This is a genomic window from Curtobacterium sp. MCSS17_008, assembly GCF_003234185.1.
In the GTDB taxonomy this organism is placed as follows: domain Bacteria; phylum Actinomycetota; class Actinomycetes; order Actinomycetales; family Microbacteriaceae; genus Curtobacterium.
The window spans coordinates 49,119-74,335 of sequence record NZ_QKSM01000011.1; the positions used below are offsets into that span (position 1 = coordinate 49,119).

General features: G+C 72.9%; 26 protein-coding genes. 18 read left to right on the forward strand and 8 right to left on the reverse strand.

The genetic code is table 11. The features are described 5' to 3' along the window. Nucleotides 1-2: 2 nt before the first annotated feature. Genes DEJ23_RS11640 through DEJ23_RS11655 form a run of 4 tightly spaced genes read right to left on the reverse strand, consistent with a single transcriptional unit; the run spans nucleotide 3 to nucleotide 5,395 of the window. A complete protein-coding gene (locus DEJ23_RS11640; RefSeq protein WP_111240418.1) occupies nucleotides 3-1,910 on the reverse strand; it encodes a gamma-glutamyltransferase family protein in 1,908 nt (635 codons plus the stop codon). Nucleotides 1,911-1,914: 4 nt separating this feature from the next. Next, the gene (locus tag DEJ23_RS11645) at nucleotides 1,915-2,790 is read right to left on the reverse strand and encodes an ABC transporter permease (RefSeq protein ID WP_258375487.1); all 876 of its coding nucleotides are present in this window, start codon (nucleotides 2,788-2,790) and stop codon (nucleotides 1,915-1,917) included. Next, nucleotides 2,787-3,740 carry an ABC transporter permease gene (locus tag DEJ23_RS11650; RefSeq protein ID WP_111240419.1) on the reverse strand — a complete coding sequence of 318 codons (954 nt, stop codon included), beginning with the start codon at nucleotides 3,738-3,740 and terminating at the stop codon, nucleotides 2,787-2,789. Before DEJ23_RS11650 ends, DEJ23_RS11645 begins: the two co-directional genes overlap by 4 nt. After that, a complete protein-coding gene (locus tag DEJ23_RS11655) occupies nucleotides 3,737-5,395 on the reverse strand; it encodes an ABC transporter substrate-binding protein (protein WP_111240420.1) in 1,659 nt (552 codons plus the stop codon). The genes DEJ23_RS11650 and DEJ23_RS11655 overlap by 4 nt, the downstream gene beginning before the upstream one ends. 311 nt (nucleotides 5,396-5,706) lie before the next feature. Here DEJ23_RS11655 and DEJ23_RS11660 point away from each other — a divergent pair, with 311 nt between their 5' ends. The 9 genes from DEJ23_RS11660 to DEJ23_RS11700 all read left to right on the forward strand — a co-directional run bounded on the left by DEJ23_RS11660 (nucleotide 5,707) and on the right by DEJ23_RS11700 (nucleotide 13,614). Then, nucleotides 5,707-6,864, forward strand: coding sequence for a peptidoglycan DD-metalloendopeptidase family protein (locus DEJ23_RS11660; RefSeq protein WP_220034230.1), 1,158 nt, complete (start codon nucleotides 5,707-5,709; stop codon nucleotides 6,862-6,864). A 32-nt stretch (nucleotides 6,865-6,896) separates the two neighbouring features. Next, nucleotides 6,897-7,529 carry a DNA alkylation repair protein gene (locus DEJ23_RS11665; protein ID WP_111240422.1) on the forward strand — a complete coding sequence of 211 codons (633 nt, stop codon included), beginning with the start codon at nucleotides 6,897-6,899 and terminating at the stop codon, nucleotides 7,527-7,529. A 76-nt stretch (nucleotides 7,530-7,605) separates the two neighbouring features. Then, nucleotides 7,606-9,105: an MFS transporter gene (locus DEJ23_RS11670; protein WP_111240423.1), complete on the forward strand. Its 1,500-nt coding sequence runs from the start codon at nucleotides 7,606-7,608 to the stop codon at nucleotides 9,103-9,105. Continuing rightward, nucleotides 9,095-9,652 carry a TetR/AcrR family transcriptional regulator gene (locus tag DEJ23_RS11675; protein ID WP_220034231.1) on the forward strand — a complete coding sequence of 186 codons (558 nt, stop codon included), beginning with the start codon at nucleotides 9,095-9,097 and terminating at the stop codon, nucleotides 9,650-9,652. Before DEJ23_RS11670 ends, DEJ23_RS11675 begins: the two co-directional genes overlap by 11 nt. A 146-nt stretch (nucleotides 9,653-9,798) precedes the next feature. Next, nucleotides 9,799-10,989 carry a zinc-dependent alcohol dehydrogenase gene (locus DEJ23_RS11680; protein WP_111240424.1) on the forward strand — a complete coding sequence of 397 codons (1,191 nt, stop codon included), beginning with the start codon at nucleotides 9,799-9,801 and terminating at the stop codon, nucleotides 10,987-10,989. Between the two features lie 16 nt (nucleotides 10,990-11,005). Further along, a complete protein-coding gene (locus tag DEJ23_RS11685) occupies nucleotides 11,006-12,088 on the forward strand; it encodes an NAD-dependent epimerase/dehydratase family protein (RefSeq protein ID WP_375342276.1) in 1,083 nt (360 codons plus the stop codon). A 52-nt stretch (nucleotides 12,089-12,140) separates the two neighbouring features. Then, nucleotides 12,141-12,488 (forward strand): SHOCT domain-containing protein, encoded by a 348-nt coding sequence (locus tag DEJ23_RS11690; RefSeq protein WP_111240425.1) that lies wholly within the window; start codon nucleotides 12,141-12,143, stop codon nucleotides 12,486-12,488. 18 nt (nucleotides 12,489-12,506) lie between these two features. Further along, the gene (locus DEJ23_RS11695) at nucleotides 12,507-12,932 is read left to right on the forward strand and encodes a DUF6314 family protein (protein ID WP_258375496.1); all 426 of its coding nucleotides are present in this window, start codon (nucleotides 12,507-12,509) and stop codon (nucleotides 12,930-12,932) included. 4 nt (nucleotides 12,933-12,936) lie between these two features. Continuing rightward, on the forward strand, nucleotides 12,937-13,614 hold the full coding sequence (locus DEJ23_RS11700) for a pentapeptide repeat-containing protein (RefSeq protein WP_181429237.1): 678 nt from the start codon (nucleotides 12,937-12,939) through the stop codon (nucleotides 13,612-13,614). On the opposite strand, the gene DEJ23_RS11705 is transcribed toward DEJ23_RS11700, so the two are convergent. Further along, complete coding sequence (locus tag DEJ23_RS11705) at nucleotides 13,599-14,588, reverse strand: NAD(P)/FAD-dependent oxidoreductase (protein WP_111240428.1); 990 nt, start codon at nucleotides 14,586-14,588, stop codon at nucleotides 13,599-13,601. The two genes, DEJ23_RS11700 and DEJ23_RS11705, sit on opposite strands and share 16 nt — an antisense overlap. Nucleotides 14,589-14,654: 66 nt before the next feature. On the opposite strand from DEJ23_RS11705, the gene DEJ23_RS11710 reads away from it, so the two are divergent. Next, nucleotides 14,655-15,263: a helix-turn-helix domain-containing protein gene (locus DEJ23_RS11710; protein ID WP_111240429.1), complete on the forward strand. Its 609-nt coding sequence runs from the start codon at nucleotides 14,655-14,657 to the stop codon at nucleotides 15,261-15,263. 18 nt (nucleotides 15,264-15,281) lie between these two features. Here DEJ23_RS11710 and DEJ23_RS11715 read toward each other — a convergent pair whose 3' ends face one another. Together DEJ23_RS11715 and DEJ23_RS11720 are read right to left on the reverse strand one after the other, a co-directional pair. After that, the gene (locus tag DEJ23_RS11715; RefSeq protein WP_111240430.1) at nucleotides 15,282-15,953 is read right to left on the reverse strand and encodes a hypothetical protein; all 672 of its coding nucleotides are present in this window, start codon (nucleotides 15,951-15,953) and stop codon (nucleotides 15,282-15,284) included. A 79-nt stretch (nucleotides 15,954-16,032) separates the two neighbouring features. Further along, nucleotides 16,033-16,857, reverse strand: coding sequence for a glycosyltransferase family 2 protein (locus DEJ23_RS11720; protein ID WP_220034232.1), 825 nt, complete (start codon nucleotides 16,855-16,857; stop codon nucleotides 16,033-16,035). Nucleotides 16,858-17,025: 168 nt separating this feature from the next. Here DEJ23_RS11720 and DEJ23_RS11725 point away from each other — a divergent pair, with 168 nt between their 5' ends. From DEJ23_RS11725 to DEJ23_RS11755, 7 genes are all read left to right on the forward strand, one after another. Further along, entirely contained in the window at nucleotides 17,026-17,880 is an 855-nt protein-coding gene (locus tag DEJ23_RS11725; RefSeq protein ID WP_111240431.1) for a hypothetical protein, read from the forward strand. After that, the gene (locus DEJ23_RS11730) at nucleotides 17,877-18,320 is read left to right on the forward strand and encodes a phage holin family protein (RefSeq protein WP_111240432.1); all 444 of its coding nucleotides are present in this window, start codon (nucleotides 17,877-17,879) and stop codon (nucleotides 18,318-18,320) included. The genes DEJ23_RS11725 and DEJ23_RS11730 overlap by 4 nt, the downstream gene beginning before the upstream one ends. Beyond that, nucleotides 18,317-18,922, forward strand: coding sequence for a DUF3618 domain-containing protein (locus DEJ23_RS11735; RefSeq protein WP_111240433.1), 606 nt, complete (start codon nucleotides 18,317-18,319; stop codon nucleotides 18,920-18,922). Before DEJ23_RS11730 ends, DEJ23_RS11735 begins: the two co-directional genes overlap by 4 nt. A gap of 141 nt (nucleotides 18,923-19,063) precedes the next feature. After that, nucleotides 19,064-19,744, forward strand: a complete 681-nt coding sequence (locus DEJ23_RS11740) for an HAD family hydrolase (RefSeq protein ID WP_111240434.1) — start codon at nucleotides 19,064-19,066, stop codon at nucleotides 19,742-19,744. Nucleotides 19,745-19,810: 66 nt separating this feature from the next. Beyond that, nucleotides 19,811-20,293 carry a GNAT family N-acetyltransferase gene (locus tag DEJ23_RS11745; RefSeq protein WP_258375489.1) on the forward strand — a complete coding sequence of 161 codons (483 nt, stop codon included), beginning with the start codon at nucleotides 19,811-19,813 and terminating at the stop codon, nucleotides 20,291-20,293. A gap of 46 nt (nucleotides 20,294-20,339) precedes the next feature. Next, on the forward strand, nucleotides 20,340-20,963 hold the full coding sequence (locus tag DEJ23_RS15750) for a TetR/AcrR family transcriptional regulator (RefSeq protein WP_258375491.1): 624 nt from the start codon (nucleotides 20,340-20,342) through the stop codon (nucleotides 20,961-20,963). Beyond that, nucleotides 20,960-22,768 (forward strand): MDR family MFS transporter, encoded by a 1,809-nt coding sequence (locus DEJ23_RS11755; RefSeq protein ID WP_111240435.1) that lies wholly within the window; start codon nucleotides 20,960-20,962, stop codon nucleotides 22,766-22,768. The genes DEJ23_RS15750 and DEJ23_RS11755 overlap by 4 nt, the downstream gene beginning before the upstream one ends. 181 nt (nucleotides 22,769-22,949) lie before the next feature. On the opposite strand, the gene DEJ23_RS11760 is transcribed toward DEJ23_RS11755, so the two are convergent. Beyond that, nucleotides 22,950-23,957, reverse strand: coding sequence for a LacI family DNA-binding transcriptional regulator (locus DEJ23_RS11760; RefSeq protein ID WP_258375492.1), 1,008 nt, complete (start codon nucleotides 23,955-23,957; stop codon nucleotides 22,950-22,952). 231 nt (nucleotides 23,958-24,188) lie between these two features. Here DEJ23_RS11760 and DEJ23_RS11765 point away from each other — a divergent pair, with 231 nt between their 5' ends. Further along, nucleotides 24,189-25,217 carry a nucleoside hydrolase gene (locus tag DEJ23_RS11765; RefSeq protein ID WP_111240437.1) on the forward strand — a complete coding sequence of 343 codons (1,029 nt, stop codon included), beginning with the start codon at nucleotides 24,189-24,191 and terminating at the stop codon, nucleotides 25,215-25,217.

Sequence of the window (25,217 nt, forward strand, 5' to 3'; positions counted from 1 at the left end):
CCTCAGCGTCCTGCGGCATAGCCCTGTGCTCCTCGTGGGTTGGCGGCGGCGCCCATGACGCCGGTGTCGGGGTCGCGCGTCACGCACGACAGGCGGCCGAGCGACCAGTCGCCGGCGCGGGTGACGACGTGGCCGAGCTCCTCGAGCCCGGTGATGACGTCGTCGCCCAGGCGGTCCTCGACGACGAGGCCGCCGGGGGTCCAGGTGCGCGGCCAGAACGACCCCGGGAACGACGTCGTGTGCAGTGCGGGGGCGTCGATCGCCTGCTGGGGGGAGTACCCGCCGACGATCGTGCGGAGCAGGTACAGCAGCTGCCACTGGTCCTGCTGGTCGCCGCCGGGGGAGCCGAGCGCCACGACCGGCTCCCCGTCACGGAGGACGAGCGTCGGCGTCAGCGTGGTGCGCGGTCGTGCCCCGGGACGGAGCGTCGAAGCCGTGCCCTCCTCGAGCCAGGTCATCTGCAGGCGGGTGCCGAGGCAGAACCCGAGCCCGGGGATCGTCGGGGACGACTGCAGCCACCCGCCGGACGGCGTGGCGCTGACGATGTTGCCCCAGCGGTCGACGACGTCGATGTGGCACGTGTCGCCCCGTGTCTCGCCGGTCTCCATGACGATCGGCTCGCCGCGGTCCTCGGCCGTCGGGGCGTCCTCAGCGGGTGCCGCGACGGCGTCACCCCTGGCGCCCGGCACGGTGGGTTCGCCCACGCCCGCGATCGGTTCACCACCGGGCGTGTAGGTCTCGCGGAGCGGGGGGAGCGTGCCGGCCGCGACCGAGACCGAACCCGACCGGAACTCGTGCGACGCGCGGTCGCCGATCAGGGCGCGACGTTCGTCGGAGTAGGCGTCGGAGAGCAACTCGGCCATCGGGACGTCGCGCTCGCCGTAGTGCGCCTCGCGGTCGGCCAGGGCGAGCTTCTGCGCCTCGGCGATCGTGTGCGCACCGAGGACGGTCGACGGGTCGAGCCGGTCGTCGTCGAGGGGGTCGAGCAGGCGGAGGGTCTGCAGGAGCGCCGGACCCTGGCCCCAGGGCCCGGTCTTCGCGATCGTGTGCCCGCGGAACTCGGCGGTGGTCGCGGGCTCGGTCGACGCGCGGAACGCCGCCGTGTCCGACGCGCGGATCACCCCGGCGTGGTCGCTGCCCGACGCGTGCCGGTGCGGGGCGCGGACGAACGCGTCGATCGCCTGCGCGACGAAGCCCTCGGCCCACTCGGTGCGGGCGGCCTCGATCCGGGCGACGCGCGCGTCGGCCGTCGCGTCCCCGGCCGCGTCGACACCGGATCCGGCCTGCACGAGCCGGTCGAGCACCCCGGCCCACGCCTCGTTGCGCACGATCGCCCCGGGTGTCGGCACGCTGCCTCCCGGCAGCCACTGCTCGGCGGAGGACGGCCAGTGGTCGCGGAACAGGTCCTGCACGGTGGCGATCGTGGCGACCACCCGCGGGGCGACCGGGTGGCCGTCGCGGGCGTACCCGATCGCGGGGGCGAGCACGTCGGCGAGCTCCCACGTGCCGTGCTCGGCGAGGAGCAGCAGCCAGGCGTCGACGGCGCCGGGGACGGCGGCCGCCAGGGCGCCCGCGCCCGGGACCAGGTCGAGGCCCTCGGCCCGGAAGTGCTCGGGTGTCGCGCCTGCCGGGGCCGGTCCCTGGCCCATCAGGACCGTGGGGGTCTTGTCGGAGGCCGTCGCGAAGACGGCGGTCACGTCACCGCCGGGCCCGTTGAGGTGCGGTTCGACGACGTGCAGGACGAACGCGCCGGCGACGGCGGCGTCGAAGGCGTTGCCACCGCGCTCCAGGACCGACTGCGCCGTCGCGGTCGCGATCCAGTGCGTCGACGCGGTCATCCCGAAGGTGCCCTGCAGGTCCGGCCGGGTGGTCTCGACCGGTGGTGCGGTGAAGGCGGGGTTGGTGCTCATGGTGCTACTTCCGGTCCGAGGCGGTGGGGTCGAGGGCGTCGCGCAGGGCGTCGCCGAACAGGTTGAAGCCGAGGCAGATGACCGCGATCGCGACGCCGGGCACCACGGCCGCCCACGGTGCCTGACCGAGGTACTGCTGCGCGTCCGAGAGCATGATGCCGAGGCTCGGGGTGGGCGGCTGGATGCCGAGGCCGAGGAAGGACAGCAGCGCTTCGCCGATGACCGCGACCGGCATGATCACCGTCGCCTGCACGATGATCGCCGAGACGCAGTTCGGCAGGACGTGCTGCGCGATGATCCGCGCACCGCCGGCGTCGAGGGTCTTCGCGCTCGTGACGAAGTCGGCGCTCGTGATCCGCAGGGTCTCGCCGCGGACGATGCGGATCATCGCCGGCACGTGCGAGATGCCGATCGCGACGACCGCGTTCGTCAGGCTCGGACCGCTGATCGCCGCGAGGCCCACCGCGATGATGAGGAACGGGAAGGCGAGCGCGACGTCCGTGAGACGGCTGATGATCGCGTCGAGCCAGCGCCAGTACCCGGCGAGCAGGCCGAGCGGGGTGCCCACCACGACCGCGAGCAGCACCGAGAGCACACCGACGACGAGCGAGACGCGGATGCCGTACAGGGTGCGGGACAGGATGTCGCGACCGAGGTCGTCGGTGCCGAACCCGAAGCCGACGGTGAACGGCACCTGGAACGGCAGGTCGAAGTGCGTCGCGGTGGGGTCGTGCGGGGCGACGAGCGGTGCGGCGACCCCGGCGAGCACGACGACGGCGAGCATGATGCCACCCGTCATGCCGAGCCGGTTCGTCCGGACCTGCTTCCAGACACGACCGCGGCTCGAGCCGAGGTCGAACGGCGCGGTGATCGTGGTCACTGGGTGCCTCCCAGGCGGATCTTCGGGTTGATGACGGAGTACAGGACGTCGACGGCGAAGTTGATGAGGACGTACCCGAGGGTGATCACGAGCACGACGGCCTGGATCACCGGGTAGTCGCGCGTGAAGACGGCGTCGAGCGTGAGCTTGCCGAAGCCGGGGAGCGCGAAGATCCGCTCCGTGACGACGGCGCCCGAGATGAGTCCGCCCAGCTGCAGGCCGACGATCGTGACGACGACGATCATCGAGTTCCGCAGGCCGTAGCGGAACAGCACCCGCGGACGGCTCAGCCCCTTCGCGCGGGCGGTCCGGACGAAGTCGGTCTTCATCGTCTCGATCATCGACGCGCGGGTCTGCCGCATGATGACCGCGGCCAGCGAGGTGCCGAGGATGAGGGCCGGCAGCGTCAGGTGGTGCAGCGCCCCGATCGGGTCGCTCGTCATCGGGACGTACCCGGACGCCGGGAACCAGCCGAGGCCGGCGGCGAGCCAGACGATCGCGAGGATGCCGAGCCAGAAGTTCGGCACGCTCAGGCCGACCAGCGCGGCGGCGTTCGCCATCCACTCGGGCCAGCGACCGCGGTAGCGCTCGGCGAGGGTGCCGAGGGCGACACCGACGACGACCGCGACGACGATCGCGTACAGCGCGAGCCAGAGCGTGACGGGGAGCGTCGAGCCGAGGAGCTCGGTGACCGGGGTGCCGGTCCGGGTCGACTGCCCGAAGTCGCCCTGCAGCGCGTTGACCACGAAGCGCCAGTACTGCACGACGAGGGAGTCGTCGAGGCCGAGGTCGGCGCGGACCGCGGCGAGCCGTTCGGGGCTCGCCTCCTCACCCGCGAGCGCCAGCGCCGGGTCGCCCGGCAGCTGCCGGACCCCGAAGAAGACCACGATCGAGGCGAGGACCAGCGTGAGCGCCGCCTGCCAGAGCCGGGTCACCACGTACCGGATCACTTGCTGCCGCCTTCCACGAACGCTGCCTGGCTGAGTCGGACCACGCCATCGGCGTAGGTGGAGACACCGGCGACGTCCGTGCTGACGCCGGTGATGCTGCGGGTCCGGTAGAGGTAGATGATCGGGTCGTCCTGCTGGACCTTCGTCACGAGCTCGCCGTACAGGTCGGCGCGCTCCTGCTGGTCGGTGGCCTGCGCCGCGCGGGCGATCAGGTCGTCGACCTCGGGCTCGCTGTACCCGGGGTAGTTGTTGCCACCGCCGGTGCCGAGGAACGCGCCGATGTTGCCGTGCGGGTCGACGCGGCCCGACCAGCCGAGCTGCAGCGCCTGGAAGTCGCCGCGGGTCTGGTCGTCGAGCAGCGTCGTGTACTCCACCGGCGTGATCGTGATCGCGAAGCCGCCGGCGCGGGCCTGGGCCTGCAGCGCCTGGGCGAAGCGGACCGTGTCGGGGGTGTTCGTCACCTCCATCTCGATCGGGAACGGCTGTTCGACGCCCGCCTCCTCGAGGAGCTCCTTCGCCCGGTCCGGGTCGTACTCCGGGCACGCCTTGCTCGCGTCGGTGGCGAACGCACTGGTGTCCGGGATCGGCGAGCACGCGACGTCCGCCCAGCCGCGGAACACGCTCTGCACGAGCTCGGCCCGGTTGATCGACATGGACAGTGCCTGCCGGACCTTCCGTTGCGTCGCGAGCGGGGTGTCGAGCGGCTTCGGGTCGGTGCCGACGCCGTCCTGGTTCGCCAGGTTGATCGTGATGCCCTGGTAGCCGAGCGACCCGGTGCGCAGGATGCTGAGGTCCTCCCGCTCCCGGAGCTCGTCGACGTCCTGCGTGGAGATGGTGTCGGCCACCTGCACGTCGCCGGACTTCAGGTTCTGCGCGCGGATGCTCGCGTCGGTGATGATCCGGTACGTGATGCGGTCGAAGTGGGCGCTCTCCGGGTCGTGGTACATCGGGTCGCGCTCGACCGTGATCGAGGTCTGCGGGACGCGCTCGACGAACTTGTACGGACCGATGCAGACCGGTGCGTCGCCGAAGCCGTCGCCCTCCTGCTCGAGCGCGGTCGGCGACATCACCATGCCGGCGCGGTCCGCGAGCGCGGCGGTGATGGGGGCGAACGGCGTCTCGTACCGGATCCGGACGGTGTGGTCGTCCGCCGCCTCGATGCTGGACACCGGACCCATCTCGCTCTTCCTGCTCGAGTCGTCCTTCGTCAGGTTCCGCTCGAGCGTCGTCACGACGGCGTCGGCGTCGAAGGGGGTCCCGTCGGCGAAGCGGTAACCGGTGTGGACCGGGAACGTGACGGTCTTCCCACCGTCGGACACCGTCGGCAGCTCGGTGGCGAGCATGGGGACGACCGTGCCCTCGGCATCGATGTCGTAGAGCTTCTGGCACATCGTTTCCATGACGTACCGGGTGTAGAGCGACGACGACGTCGTCGGGTCGAGCCGGTCCGGTTCGGCGGAGAGCGCCATGACGAGGTCACCGCCCTCGCGGACCTGCTGGTCGCCGATGGCGACGGTGGTGACGGTGCCGGCGGTCGCGCCGCCGGCCTTCGAGCGTTGGACCGGGACGCAGGCGGTGAGGGCGAGCGTGGCGGCCAGGGCGACGGCGGGCAGTGCGATGAGCGTCCGGCGGCGTCGAGCGGTGATGTGGGACATCGTGATCCTGGAGCGTGCGGTGTGCGTGGCGGCTCTTGTGGAGTCGCGCTCAGGAGTGCGGTGATTGCATACAATCACGACTGATGGCGCTTGTTTGTACACAGTGTGTTTCCGGTCTGTAACAGTTCGACCGCCGATGCCGGACCGCTGCACGATCGACGCGTCGTGTCATGCCCCCGGTCCGGGGGCTGTTCGAGCGGATGACCTCCTGCGAACATCGAACCTCGGTGGGTTTCAGGGGCCCGCCACACCGAGACATGCACCGCGCCGGCGCTCGACGCCCGCGGCACCACGAGCAGGGGTTCCACCACATGATCAGGGCACGGGCGAAGTTCGCCGCGGCCGTCACCGCCGTCGTCATCGCGGCTGCGGGACTCGTCGCCACCGCGTCGCCGGCGCAGGCCGCGACCACGTACAAGGGAACGGTCAAGGCCGGCACGACACTGCAGGTCAACGACGTCGTCACGTCGGCGAACGGCCAGTTCCGGCTCGTCATGCAGGGCGACGGCAACCTCGTCGAGTACGGCATCGGCAACGCGGTGCTGTGGGCGTCGAACACCCCGAACCAGTACGGGGCGGTGGCCGTCGTCGGCACGGACGGGCGTCTGTCGCTCGTCCGCAGCGGCAAGCTGATCGCCCAGTGGGGGACCACCGGGGTGGCGAAGGACTTCGGGGTCCGCGCCGACGGCGAGCTGCGGATGCGGAAGACCAACAACAACGCCATGTGGCGGATCAAGTCGTTCCAGTCGCGTGTCGCGTCCGGCGGCACCATCCTGCCCGGCACCGTCCTCCGGTCGGACGCCGGCGGGCCCCGCACCTTCACGATGCAGGCCGACGGCAACCTCGTGCAGTACGTCAGCGGCAAGGCGGTCTGGTCCTCGCAGACCTTCAACAACGCCGGGGCGACGGCGGCCGTGCAGACCGACGGCAACCTCGTCGTCCGCAGCAAGGACGGCCGGCGGGTCCTGTGGGCCTCGAACACCACGGGGCGGGGAGCCGGCCAGCTGCTGGTGCAGGTCGACGGCAACGTCGTGCTCTACGGCAGCGCGGACACCCGGACCTGGTCGACGAAGCCCGTGACCGGCCTGCTGTGGCCGGTGAAGGGCACGACCATCTCCGGGCGGTACGGCGACGACCGTGGCGCCGGGCACGTCCCGCGCTACCACCAGGGCACCGACGCCCCCGTGAAGGTCGGGACCCCGGTGTACTCGTCCGGCCGCGGAACGGTGACCACCGTCGTGCGGAACCACGCCAGCTACGGGAACTACGTGGTCGTCAGCTACGGCCTGACGACGGTCCTGACCGCGCACCTCAGCGAGATCGGCGTGACGAAGGGGCAGGTCGTCGGCATCGGCAAGCAGCTCGGCAAGTCCGGCAACACCGGGCAGTCCACCGGACCGCACCTGCACGTCGAGACCCGGGTGAACGGCACGCTCAAGGACCCGCTGACGCTGCTGGCCTTCCGCTGATCCGACCGTCGGTCGAGCCGTAGGCTGGGCGGATGCAGAGCCACGGCGCGGCCGACGCCGAGTCGGTCCTGGCCGCCTTCGCCCGCACCCCGGGCGACGTCGCCGCAGCCCGACGGGTGGCCCGGCAGTTCGCCGAACTCGACGAGGGCGAGCGCTCCGCGCTGCTCTGGAGCGAGGACGCCGGTGCCCGCCTGGTCGCCGTCGTGCTCCTCGTGCAGGCGATGCGCGCGCACCCCGACCCCGAGCTGACCGACGAGTACCTCGCCGCGGCGAAGGCCGAGCGCTTCGACGACACCGCCCTGGTCGACCTGGCGGCCGAGGAACTCGTCGGCGCCCCGCTCGTCGGCGGGTCGACGGGGCCGCTGTTCGCGCTCGCGAAGTCGGACGTCGCCGTGGTCCGACGCATCGCGGTCGTCGCCACCCTGGCGTTCGCGAAGCAGGGCGACGCCGAGGTCCCGCTCGCGATCGCCGGGCGCCTGGTGCGGGAGCGGAGCGACACCGTGCAGTCGGCGCTCGGGTGGGTGCTCCGCGAGACCGGGAAGCGCGCGTCGGAGCCCGCGCTCGTGGCGTTCCTCGAGCGACACGGGCGCTTCCTGTCCCCGGCTGCCCGGGCGACCGCGACCGAGCACCTGCCGCCGGCCGAGCGCGACCGGTTGCGCGGCTGACCCCGGAGCGAGCGGCGTCCTGCGTGCTGACTGTGCAGTCTGTCGTGCCGACCACATGGTCGGTTAGAGTCGGGGCATGTCGCAGACCGCCACCATCCCGACCCGCCGTGCGACCGGCCGGGAGTGGGCCTCGCTCGGCGTCCTGACCCTGGCCGTCGTGCTGCTCGCGATCGACGGCACCGTGCTCGCCCTCGCCGTGCCCGCGCTCACCGCGGACCTGGACCCGACGGCGACGCAGGTGTTGTGGATCGGGGACGTCTACTCGTTCGCACTCGCGGGCCTGCTGGTCACGATGGGCAACGTCGCCGACCGGATCGGTCGGAAGCGCCTGCTGCTCGTCGGCTCGGTGGCGTTCGGTGCCGCCTCCGCGGCGGCCGCCTTCTCGCCGAGCCCCGAGGTGCTCATCGCCGCCCGGGCGCTGCTCGGCATCGCCGGTGCGACGCTCATGCCCTCGACGCTCTCGCTCGTCCGAGCGATCTTCCGCGACCCCCTGCAGCGCACGCGGGCCATCGCCGTGTGGTCGGCCGGCGCGACGGGCGGTGCAGCCGCCGGTCCGCTCGTGGGCGGGGCGCTGCTCGAGCACTCCTGGTGGGGCTCGGTGTTCCTCATCAACATCCCCGTCATCGTCGTGATCGTCGTCGCCGGTGCGGTCCTGCTGCCGGAGTCGAAGGGCGGCGCCCGGACGCCGATGGACCTGCTGTCCGCGGTGCTCTCCGTCGTCGCGATCGTGCCGGTCGTGTACGCCGTGAAGCACCTCGTCGGACACGGTGCCGACTGGACGGTCCCGGTGGCGGCGGTCGTCGGCCTCGGCGCTGGCTGGTGGTTCGTCCGTCGGCAGCGCCGGCTGACCACCCCGTTGATCGACCTGCAGCTCTTCCGGATCCCCGCGTTCGCCGGGGCCGTCGTCGCGAACTCGCTGTCGGTGTTCGCCCTGACCGGGCTCCTGTTCTTCTTCTCGCAGTACCTGCAGCTCGTGCGCGGGTTCCCGCCGCTGCTCGCGGGCGCCGCCGAACTCCCGGCGACGGTGGCGTCGATCGCGGTCATCGCCGTCATCGGGGTGCTGTCGCGGCGGGTCGGCCCCGGGCGGTCGATCGGGCTCGGGCTCGGCGTGGCCGCCGTCGGCATGGCGGGGCTCGCCGTCGCCGAGGGGCTTCCCACGTACCTCGGCATCGCGCTCGCGCTGGCCGTGGTCGGCCTCGGCGTCGGGGTGTCGATGACCCTGGCGACCGATGCGGTCGTCGCCGCAGCACCCCGGGAGCGCGCCGGTGCCGCGAGCGCGATCTCCGAGACCGGGTACGAGCTCGGGGTCGCGATGGGCATCGCGGTCCTCTTGTCCCTCCAGACCGCGTTCTACCGGGTCCGTCTCGACGCCGACGCCCCGGACCGCGTGCAGGAGTCGCTCGCCAGCGCCGCGCAGGTGCTCGACCCGGCGTCGCCGGCGTTCGCGCGCGCGCAGGAGGCCTTCACCGGCGGCATGCAGCTCGCCTCGGTCTGCGCGGCCGTGCTGCTCGCGGTCGCGGCGGTGGTCGCGCTGCGGGTGATCCCGAACCGGCAGGATGGTCCCCGTGAGCACTGACGGCACCCGCGACCGCGAGCGCACCCGAGCGGCCGTGCTCGAGGCGGCGGAGCGGCTGCTCGGTGAGCGCGGCACCCGGGTGAGCGTCGCCGAGGTGGCCGGCGCCGCGGGGGTGTCGAAGAGTGGGCTGCTGCACCACTTCCCGTCGAAGGACGCCCTGCTCGTGGCGGTCGCCGAGCACGGTCTGCAGACCTTCGTCGACGAGGTGATGCGGCACGTCGACCTGGCCGAGAACCGCCCCGGCAAGGTGCTCCGCGCCTACGTGCGGACGCTCTGCGGGGGCAGTGAGCGGGCGATGGCCGTGTTCTCGCCGAACACCCTGTGGTCGGGCCTGATGTCGGTGCCGGGCATCGAGCCGGTCGTGGCCGCGGACGCCGAGCACTGGCGGACGCTGTTCGCCCGCGACGGGCTGCCCGAGGGGCGCTCGCTCGTCGTGCGGCACGCCGCCGAGGGCCTGGCGGCCGCGTCCTCGGTCCCGCCCTACCTCGACGCACGGGAGCTCGCGGTCGCGCGGGACGCGCTCCTCGCCCTGGCCGAGCCCGCCTGATCCGGGACGGGAGGCGCGTCCCACCGGGACCCGCGGTGCGCGTGGGGGACGGGGCTGGGAACGCACCACGGGGCGGGCGCGTAGCGAAGGGTGCACGTGAGCCGTGCCTCCCGGCCGGCCCGAAGCGACCACGAGAGGAACGCGACGTGCGCGCACTCACCTGGCAGGGCACCGAGAAGGTGTCCGTCGAGACCGTCCCCGACCCGACCATCCAGGAGCCGACCGACGCGATCGTGCGGATCACCTCGACGGCGATCTGCGGCTCCGACCTGCACCTGTACCGGGTGCTCGGCCCGTACATCGACAAGGGCGACGTCCTCGGTCACGAACCGATGGGCATCGTCGAGGAGGTCGGTTCCGCCGTCACGAACCTCAAGGTCGGCGACCGCGTCGTCGTGCCCTTCAACATCTCCTGCGGGCACTGCTGGATGTGCCAGCACGGCTTCCAGTCGCAGTGCGAGACCACCCAGGTCACGGAGTACGGCACCGGCGCGTCGCTGTTCGGCTACACGAAGATGTACGGCCAGGTCCCCGGCGGTCAGGCCGAGTACCTCCGCGTGCCGCACGCCGACTACGGGCCCATCAAGGTGCCGGACACCGGCGCGGACGACCAGTGGCTCTTCATGAGCGACATCATCCCCACCGCATGGCAGGCCGTGCAGTACGCCGAGGTGCCCGAGGGCGGCACCCTCGCCGTGCTCGGCCTCGGCCCCGTCGGGCAGTTCGCCGCCCGCATCGGCAAGCACCTCGGCTACCGGGTGCTCGCCGTCGACCCCGAGCAGGTCCGCCGCGACCTCGGCGCGAAGCACGGCATCGAGGTGTTCGACCTCGACGACGACATGGTGTCGAAGCTGGTCGACCTGACCGACGGGCGCGGTCCGGACGGCGTCGTCGACGCGGTCGGCATGGAGGCGCACGGCAACCCCGCCGCGGGCTTCGCCCAGCGCGCCGCCGGGCTCCTGCCGGACAAGCTCGCGCAGAAGGCCATCGAGACCGCCGGCGTCGACCGGCTCGCGGCGGTGCACGCGGCGATCGACCTGGTCCGCCGCGGCGGCACGGTGTCGCTGTCCGGTGTCTACGGCGGCATGGCGGACCCGATGCCGATGATGACCCTGTTCGACAAGCAGATCACGATCCGCGAGGGGCAGTGCAACGTCCGCCGCTGGGTCGACGACCTCATGCCGCTCGTGTCCGACCCGTCGGACCCGCTCGGCACCCTCGACCTGACGACGCACCGCGTGTCGCTCGAGGACGCGCCGCACATGTACGAGGTCTTCCAGAAGAAGGAGGACGGCTGCATCAAGGTCGTGCTCGACCCGTCGATGGCCGCGGCGTGACCACCGTCCACGCGGCGTGGACCGCGGGTCCGGTGGCGTGATGCGGGTCGTCGTGGTCGGCGCCACCGGCAACGTCGGGACCGCCGTGCTGCGGCGCCTGGCCGCGGCGCGGCTCACCGGTGACGGCCGGGCGGGTGACGAGGGCGGCCTGCAGGTCGTCGGCGTCGCCCGCCGGGTGCCGGACGCGCGCGTTGCGCCGTACGACGTCGCCGTGTGGCACGCGGTCGACATCGGCGGCCCGGGCGCCGTCGACGAGCTGGCCGCGGTCTTCCAGGGGGCCGACGCGGTGGTGCACCTGGCGTGGGCGCTCCAGCCGACGCACGACATCCCCGCGCAGCACCGGACGAACGTGACGGGCACGGCGAACGTGCTCGCCGCGGTCGCCCGCGCCGGCGTCGGGCAGGTCGTCGTGTCGTCGTCGGTCGGGGCCTACCGGGGCGTGGACGTCGACGGGAAGCGGACGCCGGTGGACGAGTCGTTCCCGGCGACGGGTATCCCGACCGCCACGTACTCGGTCCACAAGGCCGAGAACGAGCGGGCGATGGACGCCTTCGAGCGGGACCACCCCGAGGTCGTCGTGACCCGGCTCCGGCCCGGACTGGTGTTCCAGCGCGGCGTCGCGGCCGAGCTCCGGGGTCTCTTCCTCGGACGCCTGGTGCCGATGTCGATCGTCCGGGCGGCGCGGTTCGCGGTCCTGCCGTTGCCGCTGCCGTTCGTGTTCCAGGCGGTGCACGCCGACGACCTCGCCGACGCGTTCTGGCGGGCGATCGACCGCCGGGCTGCGGGGGCGTTCAACATCGCGGCGACCCCGGTGCTGACACCGCCGCGACTCGCGCGGGCGTTCGGGATGCTCGGGGCGGTGCGGGTGCCGCTCCGCCTGATCCGCGGGATCGTCACGACCACCTGGCGGCTCCGGCTCCAACCGACCGACGCCGGGTGGGTCGACATCGCGGCGGGCGTGCCGATCATGCGGACCGACCGGGCGCGCAGCGAACTCGGGTGGGTGCCGCAGCACACCGCCGAGGACGCGTTGCGCGAGCTCGTGGGCGGGTTCGCCGACGGGGCGAACGTCGAGGCGTCGGGGCCCCTGCGCGGCTGAGCGGTACGATCCAGTCCAGGGCGCGACCGTGCCCGGCAGGGGAGGAGCTGGCATGGCGATCGAGGACCTCGGGGCCCTGGGCGAGGAGACGCACAACCCCCTCGTCCCGCCGGTGTACGACCTGGTCTGGACACTCGTGATGGTCGGCGTCATCGCCGTGCTGCTCGGCATCGTCGCGATCGTCGTCGTCACGGTCCTGCGGGCGAGGCGCATGGCGGCCCGGGGACAGAACCCGTGGACGATGCAGGAGGACCTCGCGTACCGGGCGATGCAGAGCCAGGGCCTCGCGCCGACGAAGACCCTCGAGCAGCGGCTCGCCGAGCTCGACGACCTGCACCGCCGCGGTGTCATCAGCGACGACGAGCACCGGGGCGCCCGGGCCGAGGCACTCCGCGCGTAGCCTGGCCCGGTGCTCCCGATGCGTCCGCTGCTGCCGACCGACCTGCTCGGGGAGTGGACCCTGCGACGCTTCGTCGACGACCGGCTCGTCGGGGTCGCGGGCGACGTCACCGGCACCACCACGCTCACCATGACGGGGCCCGACGAGGTCCGGTGGGACGAGTCCGGCACGATGCGGCTCGGGGGCCACGAGACACCGGTCTCGCGGACGCTGCTCGTCCGCCGCGCCCCGGACGACCGCTGGACGGTGCACTTCGCCGACGGACGGGTCTTCCACGACTGGGTCTGGGGCACGGGTGTCGAGCACGCCTGCGCGCCCGACGACTACACCGGGGTGCTCGACGGCGATGCCGAGCGGTGGACCGTCCGCTGGCAGGCGCGCGGCCCGGCGAAGGACTACCGGCTCGACAGCGTGCTCGAGCGTCGGCCCACCGCGGCAGACTGAGCACATGGCACGCACGACCGGCACCGCGCGGGGCACCGACGCCCCGCGCACCCCGACGATCGACCCGCGGGACCTCGAGGACTGGACGCCCGCCCCCGGCGACGTCCTGACCGGGGACCGGATCGAGGGCAAGCGCATCGACGTGGTCGACGTGGCGGGCGAGCGCCTGCCCGACCTCGAGCTCGAGGAGTGCGTCGTCGGCACCCTCCGCGCGGACGACACCGACCTGCGCGGGCTGCGCATCCGCGACTCGGTCGTCGAGACGCTCGACGCCCCCGTCCTCCGTGCCTCGAGCAGCGCCTGGCGGGGGGTCCGGGTCGACGGCGGCCGGGTCGGCTCGGCAGAGCTGCACGACGCGACGCTCAACGGCGTCGAGTTCGTCGGCATGAAGCTCGGGTTCGTGAACCTCCGCGGCTCGACGCTCACCGACGTGGTGTTCCGCGACTGCGTGATCGACGAGCTCGACATCGCCGACGCCCGGCTGCTCCGTGTCGCGTTCGACGGCACCAGGATCCGTTCCGCCGAGGGCACGAACACCCGCATCGAGCACGTGGACCTGCGCACCGCCGACCTCGACCGGGTGGAGCGGCTCGAGGGGTTCCGCGGGGCGACGATCGGCGCCGACCAGTTGTTCGCCCTCGCGCCGCTCCTGGCGGCGCAGGCCGGCTACCGCGTGGACTGACCGGCGGGCGTGGCCGCAGCGTCCAGCGCCGCTGCGATGTCGGCCTGGACGAGGTCCCCGTGCACCGCGGCACCGGCCTGGGTCCCCGCCGCCGCCGACGCGATGACGGTGGCCATCGGCGACGTCACGTTGCCCGCGGCGTACACCCCGCGGACACCCGTCTGCCCGACCGCGTCGACGGTGAGCCCGCCGCCGAACCGGAACCCGTTCACGACGACGTCCTCGGCCTGCAGCCCGAGCGCCTCGAGGAACCCGACCCGCGGCTCCGCCGTGCTCGCCGCCGCCAGCGCGTCGAGCGGGACGACCTGCCCCGAGCCGAGCTCGATGCCGGTCAGGACGCCGTCCGACGAGAGCACCCGGGCCACGGGGCCATCGACAACCTCGATGCCACGGGCCCGGAAACAGGCGAGCGCGGTGTCGTCGACCAACGCTGGGTCGGTGATGAAGGCGGTCACCCGGTCGCTCAGCGCACGGAACATCTGTGCGTGGTGTGCCCCGTTCGGCGTCGTCACGAGGACCCCGATCCGGCCGTCACGGACCTCCCACCCGTGGCAGAACGGGCAGTGCACCACGCCGCGGCCCCACTGCTCGGCGAGTCCCGGCACGTCCGGCAGCACGTCGACGGCACCGGTGGCGACGACCAACCGGCGCGAGGTGACGACCACGCCGGAGTCGAGGGTGACCGAGAACCCCACCGGGTCGACCCCGTCGCCGTCCGTGGCGGACGCGGCCACGACCCTCCCGGCCGTCACCTCGACGCCGTACGCGGTGACCTCCTCGCGACCGACGCGGGTCAGTTCGGCCGGGGCGACGCCCTCGCGGCCCAGGTAGTTGTGCGCGCCCTCGGCGACCGCGTTGCGGGGGTCGCCCGCGTCCACGACGAGGACGGAGCGCCGCGACCGCCCGAGGATGAGCGCGGCGGACAGGCCGGCGGCCGAGCCGCCGATGACGATGACGTCGAAGTGATCTCGCATGTCCGCATCATGCGCGGTTCGGTACTGATCCGGCAACGAACCTTGCTGGTATGGCAACATGGTCGCATGGTGCACGGCCGGGAGGAACGGATCACCCCACCCACGACGGCGCAGGTGGTCGACGCGGTCGGGCCGCGGCTGCGGTCGGTGCGGGAACGACGCGACGTCACGCTCGCGGCGCTCGCCGCGGAGACGGGCATCTCGGTGTCGACGCTCTCGCGGCTCGAGTCCGGCCAGCGCCGGCCGACCCTGGAACTCCTGCTGCCGCTGGCCCGGGCCTACCAGGTACCGCTCGACGACCTCGTCGGCGCACCGCAGACCGGCGACCCTCGGGTCCACCTCAAGCCCGAGCGCCACGGCGGCCGGGTGGTGATCCCGCTGACGAAGCGGACCGGGGGCGTGCGGTCCTTCAAGCAGCTCATCCCCCCGGAGCCCGCGAACAGCGACCGGAGCCTGAAGTCCCATGAGGGCTACGAGTGGCTCTACGTGCTGTCCGGACGCCTCCGGCTGCTGCTCGGTGACCGGGATTTCGACCTCGGGCCGGGCGAGGTCGTCGAGTTCGACACACACACCCCGCACTGGGTGGGCAACACCACCGACGAGGTCACCGAGGTGCTCTGCCTCTACGGGCCGCAGGGCGAACGCGCCCACGTGCGGTCGAGGCCGGCCGGCTGAGCCCAGGCCGGCCGAGGGTCAGCCGAACACGTTCCCGACGACGTCGTCGAGCAGTCCCTCCGTCGGCACGTTCGACTGGGCGATCCGGATGCCGATGTCGCCGCGGGTGAAGTAGGTGTCCCCGTCGGTCACCGGGTACTGCGGGTTCTGGCTGACCTTCTGGCACCGGTAGCCGTCGTCGACGGACGAGCAGTCGAAGCCGGACAGCCCCTGGAGGGCCGCCAGCGCGCGGTCCGGGTCGACGGTCTCGATCTGGATGGTGAGGTTCGTGATGTCCACCTGCGGGTCGCGCCAGACGCAGTACAGCCGCTGGCCGCCGGACTGCAGTGCCGGGGTCAGGGCGGTGCGGGGGACCTCGAGGTTGGCGGAGGGGTCGTTCAGGGCCACCTCGTCGGTGTACTCGAACGCGCCCGGCGTCACCACGTCCTCGCAGGTCGCCGGCACGGTGCCCGTCGCGGAGACCGGCGTGGTGCTCGGCCCCGGCGTCGACGTGCTCGTCGCGTCGGCGCCGGGGGTCCGTTCCGGCGTCGCGTTCCCGGTCGCCGTCGGTCCACCCGTCGAGGGTGCGGTCGTGCTCGCGGTCGGGACCGCGTCGACTCGGTCGTCACCGGTGCAGCCGGACAGTGTGAGCGCGAGGCCCACGCCGAGTCCGATCGTCGTGAGCAGTGTCGTGGTGCGGGCTGGCCGCATGGTCCCCCCTCGTGCGTGTGATCGGGCGTCCGGTCCGGACGCTCGGCGTCAACGGTAGTCCCGGGTGCGGTACAGCCGCTCAGCGGCGGGGCGCCCAGGGCGGCGGCGTCCGGGCCGTCGCGGCCGTCGCAGCCGTGGCCGGCGCAGCCGTCGCGGACGTCGCGGCTGTCCGCGCCCGGAGCGCCACGCGCGCACGCCGCGCCCACCGCCGCACCGGGTTCGCCCGTCGACCGTTGACCCGGAACGTGTGGAAGGCCCGCCGGGTCCGGCGCGCCACCGAGGCCGCACCCGACAACGGCCGCGCCGACACCTCGACGGTCAGGGCTCGGTCGACCAGGACCCGCCACGCGGGGTCGAGCTGCATCGACAGGTCGACGTCGTCGTGCACCTCGGGATCGTCGCGGTGCGCACGGCCGCGGACCGACGTCCAGGTGGCCCGCCACATCGCCGTGGCCGAGCCGAACAACGGCGGACGCCCGAGCGCCGCCCACACGAGCACGAAGTACGGCCCCATGTAGAGCCCGTCCCACACCCGGCGCAGGACGCGGCCGCCCTCGCGCGGCCGCCCCGGGCCGGTGACGGCGACGACCTCCGGGGACCCGAGCAGGTGGACCGCCGCGGCGATCCACCCGGGCGGCGGCACCGAGTCGGCGTCGAGTCGCACCAGCACGTCGCCGGACGCGTGGTCGTAGCCGCGCGCCGAGGCCCGGGCGATGCCGCGCACCGGCTCGTGCAACACGGTCGCACCGGCGGCCCTGGCCACCTCGGCACTGTCGTCGGAGCTGCCGTTGTCGACGACGACGACCTCGGCGACGGGGTACGTCTGGGTCGCCAGGGCGTCCAGGCACCGCGCCAGGTGCTCGGAATCGTCGAGCACGGGGACGACGACGGAGACCTGCAGCACGCTGTCGATGCTGCCGGAGCCGCGCTGAGCGGACGTCCGGCCCGCGCTCCGCGGACGGATCGCCCGCGCGCGACGGCGTTCCTGTGACGAGGCGCAGCAAGGATCGCGCACGGTCGTGTCCAACGCGACGGGTGCCGTACCCGTCGTCACCGAACCGGAAGGCCGACCATGACCACGAACCCACCCGGGAACGACTCCGGGACGCCCATCCACGACCGCACCGCGGCTTCCGAGGGACACGAGGTGTACCCGGGCGTCACCGTGCCGTCCTACGGCAGCGAGACCCCGGCTGCACGCCAGGAGGACTCCGCCGACCACCGCGCGTTCGACGACGTGCTCCGCCCCGAGGGCTTCGACGACGTCGAGCCGCTCGACGCGCAGCCCGCCGACGAGCAGCTGCCCGCGACCCCCTCGGCCGCCGGTGCCTCGGCCCCGCTGACCGACACGACCACGAGCACCTCCGCCGGGTACGTCCCCGGTGCCGGCTCGGGCTCCGGCAGCAGCGACGGCGGTGGCAAGGCCGACGCCGCCAAGGGCGCCGCGCAGGACGTCGCCGGCGACGCGAAGGAGAAGGCCGGGAACGTCGCCGGCACCGCCAAGGAGCAGGCCTCGAACGTCGCCTCCGAGGCGACCGAGCACGCCAAGCAGCTCTACTCGCAGGCCTCCGACACGCTCAAGGAGCAGGCCGCCGGCCAGCAGGAGCGCGCCGCGGGGGGCCTCCGCAGCCTCGGCGAGCAGCTCGGCCGCATGGCCGAGAAGGACGACGAGCAGGGCCTCGCCGCGAAGGTGGTCCGTGACCTGTCGCAGCGTGCCGGCTCCGCCGCGGGGTACCTCGAGAACCGCGACCCGGGCTCGCTCCTCGACGAGGTCAAGTCCTTCGCCGCACGCAAGCCGGGCACCTTCATCGCGCTCGCAGCGGGCGCCGGGATCCTCGCCGGACGCCTGACCAAGGCGCTCGCGACGGAGATCAAGCACGAGAAGGAAGCCGACGGCCCGTCGACCGGTACCGGGAGCGGCGTATGAGCCACTCGGTTCCCGGCGCGGCACCGCTGGGCGAACCGACGCCCGAGGAACGCGCCGCCACGACCCCGCTCGGCGAACTGCTCTCCGACGTCTCGCGGGACCTCTCGAGCCTGTTCCGCCAGGAGGTCGCGCTCGCGAAGGCCGAGCTGACCGATTCCGCGAAGAAGGCGGGCAAGGCGGGTGGCATGTTCGGCGGCGCCGGCCTGACGGCGCTGTTCGCCCTGCTGTTCCTGTCGATCGCCGCGTGGTGGGGTCTCGGGTACCTCATCGGGAACGCGTGGTCGGCCGTCGTGATCGCGGTCGTCTACGGGATCGTCGCCGCGATCCTCGCCGTGCGTGGGCGCAAGGAGATCAAGGAGATCCAGGGCGCCCCGCAGACGGTCGAGACCGTGAAGGAAGTCCCAGAAGCACTCAAGCCCAACACCGGGAGGAAGCCATGAGCACCCCAGACGAGATCCGCGCCGACATCGAGCGCACCCGCGGCGAACTCGGCTCCGACGTCGACGCCCTGGCCGACAAGGTCAACCCGTCCTCGATCGCGCACCGCCAGACCGACAAGGTCAAGACGCGCTTCCAGAACGCACGCGAGTCGGTGATGGGCGCCGCGGGCAGTGCCCGTGACTCCGTCATGGGCGCGGCCGACTCGGCCCGCTCGAACGTCTCGGGCTCGGCGTCCGGCGCGACCGGCCAGGCGAAGGACGTCGCGCACAAGGGCGTCCAGAAGGCGAAGGGCAACCCGCTCGCCGTCGGACTCATCGCGTTCGGTGCCGGGTGGCTCGCCTCGTCGCTCATCCCGACCTCCGACAAGGAGGAGGAGCTCGCCGGCGAGCTCAAGGACAAGGCGGCGCCCCTCGTCGAGGACGCCAAGTCCCAGGCCAAGGACGTCGGCTCGCAGCTCGGCGACGCGGCGAAGGAGCACGCGCAGGACCTCAAGGGCACCGCGCAGGACGCCGCGCAGACCGTCAAGGGCGAGGCGCAGGGCGCCGCGTCCGACGTGCAGGACCACGCGAAGAGCGCTGCGGACGACGTGCGCAGCAACTGACGCGCGCAGCAGGCGGACGGGAGGCACGGTGCCGGCTGGCACCGTGCCTCCCGTCCGTCCGTCGGTCGCGTCGAGCGTGGAGGCGCCCTGCCGCACCACGGTCTGAGTCGACGCACGCGGTCGGGGGAGCACGCTGGACGGATGGCTGACGCTCCCTCGACCGCTGTCCTCTTCGACATCGACGGCACCCTCGCCGACTCGAACTACGCGCACGTCGACGCCTGGTGGCGCGCCTTCCGGGCGGCGGGCGAGTCCGTCGACGCGTGGCGGGTCCACCGCGCCATCGGCATGGACTCGGGCCGTCTGCTCGAGGAGCTGCTGCCCGACGCGTCCGACGAGGTCCGGGACACCGCGAAGCAGTTCCACACCGCCTTCTACTCGGAGCACATGCCGCAGCTGCGCCTGCTGCCCGGGGCGCGCGAGCTGCTCGAGGCGGTCGCGGCCGCTGGGCACGCCGTGGTGCTCGCGACGAGTGCGCCGCAGAACGAGCTCGACCGACTGCTCGAGCTCCTGGATGCCGAGCGCTGGACCACCGCGGTCACGAGCGGTGAGGACGTCGAGCAGGCCAAGCCCGCGCCCGGCATCATCCAGGTCGCCCTCGACCGGGTCGGTGTGCCTGCAGAGCGTGCCGTGATGATCGGCGATGCGATGTGGGACGTGGAGTCCTCGGGCAAGGTCGGGCTGCCCTGCATCGGGGTGATGACCGGCGGGATCGGGGGCGACGAGCTCCGGGGCGCGGGTGCCGCGGCCGTGTACGACGACGCCGCGGCCGTGCTGGCGGCGTTCCGTGCCGGCGAGGGGCCGATCGCCGCGCTGGCCTGAGCGGGGGGTGGGCGGCGGGCCCGACCTGCGCAGCGGGTTCGCGCGCTCGTGCCAGGATGGTCGATCGTGATCACGATCGAGCGCGTTGCGTGGGAGGACCCCCGCGGTGTGGCCCTCCGCGCCACCATGGACGACGAGATGCACGAGCGCTACGGCGACGGGCACGCGGACGAGGACCCGGCGGTCACCGCCGAGCGGAACCGCGTCCTGGCGGTCGACCCCGCCACCGTGATCACCTCGCTGCTCGCGATCGACGAGGACGGCACCGCCCTCGGGCACATCGCCGTCCGTCGCCTGCGCGACGAGGTCGAACTGAAGCGCCTCATCGTCCTCGCCGCCGCCCGCGGCAAGGGGGCGGCGACGGCCCTCCTGGCGGAGGGGGAGCAGGTCGCCCGTGAGCAGGACGCGTCCCGCGTGATCCTGCAGACCGGCGACAAGCAGCCGGAGGCCGTCGCGCTCTACAACAAGACCGGGTGGCGGTCGATCCCGGTGTACGAGCCCTACGCCGAGACCATGCCCTTCTCGCTCTGCTTCGAGAAGGCGCTGTAGTCCCAGGCTCGTTGCACTCTCAGCCGCAGAGTGCAATTCTTGTTCGGTGAGCACCACCGAACGCACCCGCGCGCTGCGCCGACGCATGGTCGTCGAGGCGCGCCGGGCGACGATCGAGCACGGCCTGCACGGCTTCACGATCGAGCAGCTCTGCGAGACCGTCGGCGTCTCCCGCCGCACGTTCTTCAACCACTTCGCGTCGAAGGACGACGCCGTGCTCGGCATCGAACAGGGTGCGACCGAGGAGATGCTCCTCGCCTACGCGTCACGCGCGCTCGTGCCCGACGACCTCGATCCGGTCGGGTCCGTCGTCGCGCTCGCGATCGAGCAGATGCACGTCGCCGGGCTCGACCGTGCCGACGAGGCGCTCGTCCGCCGGGTCTTCGAGCGCGAGCCCGTGATGGTGGCGAAGTTCCTCGCCGCCGCAGAGGTCCAGCTCACCGCGGTCGGCCGTGCCGTCCGCGACCGGTTCGGCTGGACCGACCCGGACGACCGGCGCGCGCAACTCGTCACCGAGGCCGCTGCGGGCCTGCTCAAGGTCACCGCCGGCGAGTACTTCGATGACACGTTCGACGAGACCACCGGACCGTCGTTCGACGCCCTGCTCACCGAGAACCTCCGCCAGCTCAGGGCGGCCATCACCACCACCGGACAGGACCACACCGCATGAGCGCCACCGCGCAGGGCACGAAGAAGCGCGCCCGACCCGGATCCGACGGACCGCTGCTCCTGACGCAGCGCCGCATCTGGATCATCTTCTCCGCCCTGATCGCGGGGATGCTGCTGTCCAGCCTCGACCAGACCATCGTCTCGACCGCCATGCCGACCATCGTCGGCGAGCTCGGCGGCGTCGCGCACCAGGCGTGGATCACGACCGGCTACCTGCTCGCCTCGACCATCGTCATGCCGATCTACGGCAAGTTCGGCGACGTCATCGGGCGCCGCACGCTGTTCCTCGTCGCGATCGCCCTGTTCACGCTCGCATCGCTCGGGTGCGCGCTGTCCACGGACTTCTGGCAGTTCGTGGTGTTCCGCGCGCTCCAGGGCCTGGGCGGCGGCGGTCTCATGATCCTGTCCCAGGCGATCATCGCCGACATCGTCCCGGCGTCGGAGCGCGGCAAGTACCTCGGTCCCCTCGGCGCGATCTTCGGGCTGTCGGCCGTCGGCGGTCCGCTGCTCGGGGGCTTCTTCGTCGACCACATGACCTGGAACTGGGCGTTCTGGATCAACATCCCCGTCGGCATCGCGGCGTTCGCGGTCGCCTGGTCCGCGCTGACGCTGCCGAGCAAGAAGGCCACGAAGCGGATCGACGTGCTCGGCGTCGCCCTGCTCTCGGCGACCACCGCGTGCCTGGTCTTCTTCACCGAGTTCGGCGGCAACCGGGAGCACGGCTGGGATGCGCTCGAGACCTGGGCCTGGGGGGCCGGGTTCCTCGTCGCGGCCGCGCTCTTCGTGTTCGTCGAGTCGCGTGCGCAGGACCCGATCATCCCGCTGTCGTTCTTCCGCAACCGCACGTTCGTCCTCGCGACGGGGATCGGCTTCGTGCTCGGCGTCGGCATGTTCGCCGCGATCGCCTTCGTCCCGACGTTCCTGCAGATGTCCTCGGGCACCTCGGCCGCGGTGTCGGGCCTGCTCATGCTGCCGATGATGGCGGGTCTCATGGGCACGTCGATCGCGTCCGGCATCGCGATCACGAAGACCGGGAGGTACCGGATGTTCCCGGTCGTCGGCACGATCGTCGTCGGTCTGGCGATGCTCGGCATGACCACCCTCGCCGCGAGCACCCCGATCTGGCTCATCTGCGTGTACCTGTTCGTCTTCGGCGCCGGACTCGGCCTCATCATGCAGGTCGTCGTGCTCGTCGCGCAGAACGCCGTGCCCCCGCAGGAGGTCGGGACCGCCACCTCGACGAACAACTACTTCCGCGAGGTCGGCGCCTCCCTCGGCGTCGCCGTCTTCGGCGCGCTGTTCACCGCACGCCTGACCGACTCGCTCACCGGGGTCTTCACCGACGCGGGGGTCCCGGCGTCGCAGGCGGCGTCGAGCAGCGCGAGCATCGACCCGAGCGCGCTCGCGAAGCTCCCCGAGGCGCTGCAGGACGGCATCGTGAACGCGTACGCCGACTCCCTCGCCCCGGTGTTCTGGTACCTGCTGCCGTTCATCGCCGCGGCCCTGGTGCTCGCCCTGTTCCTGCCGCAGATGCAGCTGGCGGACGTCGCCGGCATGGTGGCCCGTGGGGAGGCCGTCGGCGGCGCCGAGGCGGACGAGCTCGAGCGGGCGCAGCGGGCCGAGCTCGCCGGTACCCCGGCCCCGGCCCCGGCCGCGGCCCCGGCGTCGCCGTCGGGTGCGGGCGAGCTGGCTGGTGCGGGCGATCCGTCGGGTGCGGGCGAGCCGGCTGGTGCGGGCAAGTCAGCCGGCGGGAGCGATCCGGTCGATGCCGAGACGCCGGCGTCGGGGCGAGACGCCTCCGCCTGACCGCCTGCGCCGCGCGCTGAGACGCCGGCGTCCGTGCGAGACGCCCTGAGCTGCGCGAGACGCCCCCGGAAACGGGGGCGTCTCGTCGTCTCCGGGGCGTTTCGTCGAGCCGCCGGCGTCTCGCTGCGCTGGCCAGCCGGCGCCCGCCCGCGGCCGGCCGCAGGTGCGCCCGCGCCCGCGGTCAGCCGCCGGTGCTCGCCCGGGGGACCAGCCGTGCGGGCAGCCCGACGGGCGCGACCGCGGTGCCGTCGATCGTCGCGAGGAGGCGCAGGGCGGCGGTGCGACCGAGCTCCGCTCCCGGCAGCGCCACGCTCGTCAACGCCGGCGCCGTGACCGACGACGACGGCAGGTCGTCGAAGCCCGCGACCGCCAGGTCCTCCGGCACCCGCAGGCCCATCGCCCCGGCGACGCGCAGCACGCCGTAGGCGAGGGTGTCCGCGGCCGCGACGACCGCCGTGACGCCGTCCTCGTGCCATGCCTCGATCGTGTGCTCGGTGGCCGCCGCGGCCGCGTCGACGGTCAGGTCCGCCCGGGCGCCGAGCTCCGAGACCGCGATGCCCGCGGCGGCGCAGGCCTCGTCGAACATGCGGTGGCGGATGCCGAAGGTCGCGACACGGGCGGTGCCGTCCAGGTAGGCGACCCGGTCGTGCCCGCGCTCACGCAGGTGCGCGACGAGGGCGTCGATGCCCGGGGCGAGGTCGTAGTCGACGGCGGTCGTGCCCTCGGCCGCGTCGGGGGCGTCGAGCAGCACGACGGGCACGCTCGCGTCCATCGGCTCGCCGGCGGCCGGGGCGTCGACCAGGATCCCCGCGGGTCGGAGCCGCTCGAAACGTCGCAGGTCGGCGGCCGTGGGCTGGGCTCCCCGCTCCGTGACGGAGAGCACGAGCTGGAACCGGTCGCCGAGGGTGTCCCGCACGCCGCGGATCACCTCCGCGAAGAACGGGTTCGACAGGTCGGGGGCGATGAGCACGACGAGGTCGCCGGTGCCCCGGGCGAGGGAGCTCGCCGCGTGGTCGACGACGTACCCGAGGGCGTCGACGGCATCGCGCACCCGCTCGGCGATCGGTGGGGAGACCCGGCCGCGGTCCTTGCCGTTCACGACGAGGGAGACCGTCGCGATGCTCGTCCCCGCACGCTCGGCCACCATCGCCGCGGTCACGCGACGGCCGTGAGCGGCGGGGGATGGCACCCGTCGAGCCTACCGACCGGTAGGACGAGCGGGCGCCTGAGGGTCGCTCGAAGTTGACGTCAAGCGCTTGACGTGTTCTGATGTCAAACGCTTGACGCGCCGCGCTGGAGTTGGTTCCTCCACAGGGCGGACCCCACCGCGTCAGGCGCAAACCTCCGTCCGGCACTGCCGGACACGGCGGGTCGCGAGCGGCCCACCGACGCCGATCCCCGACGAAGTGGAGCGCCCCAGGTGCCCGATGCAACGACGCAGAAGATCATCCTCGACTGCGACCCCGGCCACGACGACGCCGTCGCCATCCTGCTGGCGCACGGCAACCCGACGATCGACCTCCTCGCGGTGACGACAGTCGTCGGCAACCAGACCCTGCCGAAGGTCACCCGCAACGCCCTCGCCGTGGCCCGGATCGCCGGCATCACCGGCGTGCCGTTCGCCGCGGGTGCCGACCGTCCGCTGCTCCGCCAGGTCGAGGTCGCGCCCGACATCCACGGTGAGAGCGGGCTCGACGGGCCGATGCTGCCCGAGCCGGCGTTCGACCTCGACGAGCGGCACGCGGTCGACCTCATCATCGACACGGTCATGGCGCACGAGCCCGGGACCGTCACCCTCGTACCGACCGGCGGCCTGACGAACATCGCGCTCGCCGCCCGCAAGGAGCCGCGGATCGTCGAGCGCGTCAAGCAGGTCGTGCTCATGGGCGGCGGCGTGCACGTCGGCAACTGGAGCCCGGTCGCCGAGTTCAACATCGTCATCGACCCCGAGGCCGCGGACATCGTCTTCAGCGCCGGCTGGGACGTCGTCATGGTCGGGCTCGACCTGACGCACCAGGCGCTCGCCACACCGGAGGTCGCCGCCCGCATCGCCGCCGTCGGCACCGGTCCCGCCGCGTTCGTCGGGGAGCTCCTCGACTTCTTCGGCAAGGCCTACGAGGACGCCCAGGGCTTCGACGCCCCGCCGGTCCACGACCCGTGCGCCGTCGCACACGTCATCGACCCGACGATCGTCCGTGCGGTCAGGGTCCCGATCGCCGTCGAGACGCAGGGCGTCCACACGCTCGGCATGACCGTCGCCGACCTCCGTGGTCCCGCGCCCGAGGACTGCCGCACCAGTGCTGCGATGGAGCTCGACCACGAGCGCTTCTGGGACCTGGTCGTCGACGCCCTCGAGCGCATCGGCGAGACCCCCGACACCGGCTGGAGCCCGCGCGCTGCGGCGCAGGCCGTCGAGGCCGCCGAGACCACCCTGATCCCGGAGCACTGA